Here is a 722-nt window from a genome sequence, read left to right on the forward strand (position 1 = left end):
GGTCACCTCATCCGTGGCGCGGTTACGTACGGTAATCGATTCGGCACCGGCGTCAGAGCCGTTGACCCGCTCAACCACGGTGTTCATCATCAATGTGATATCCGGGTTGGAACGGACTCGTTCCTGCATGATCTTTGAGGCGCGGAATTCGTCGCGACGGTGGATCAATGTAACCGAGGAGCCGAATCGGGTGAGGAACAGCGCCTCCTCGCAGGCGCTATCGCCGCCACCGACGACCACAATCGGCTTGTAGCGGAAGAAGAATCCGTCGCATGTGGCGCAGTAGGAGACACCGCGCCCGGCGAAGGTCTCCTCCCCGGGAACCTGGAGCTTGCGCACTGTGGATCCAGTGGTCACCACAACGGTGCGGGCCTGGAACACATCACCTTGATCGCAGGTGACGGTGTGAACGTCATCGCCGAAATCGACGGATACCACGTCGTCCCAGACCAGACGGGCGCCAAACTGTTCGGCCTGCCGCTGCATGGCATCCATCAGATCGGGGCCCAGAATCCCGTCGGGGAATCCGGGGAAATTCTCCACGGTGGTGGTATTGACCAACTGCCCACCAGGTGTGAGGGCACCCGCTATAACCAGCGGACGGTACCCGGCGCGGCCCAGGTAGATGGCCGCGGTGTATCCGGCGGGGCCGGAACCGATAATGACAACATCCTGAATATCGCTCATGCCTCAACAATATCCGAACACATGGGATAACGCAT

General features: G+C 60.4%; 1 protein-coding gene. It reads right to left on the reverse strand.

Annotation, left to right across the window (positions count from 1 at the left end):
* Window positions 1–687 (reverse strand): FAD-dependent oxidoreductase (locus tag H9626_RS15825; protein WP_191710912.1); only part of this gene is annotated, 687 nt, incomplete at its 3' end.
* Window positions 688–722 lie beyond the last annotated feature (35 nt).

It is taken from the genome of Phocaeicola faecium, from assembly GCF_014837055.1.
Taxonomy (GTDB): domain Bacteria; phylum Bacteroidota; class Bacteroidia; order Bacteroidales; family Bacteroidaceae; genus Phocaeicola; species Phocaeicola gallinarum.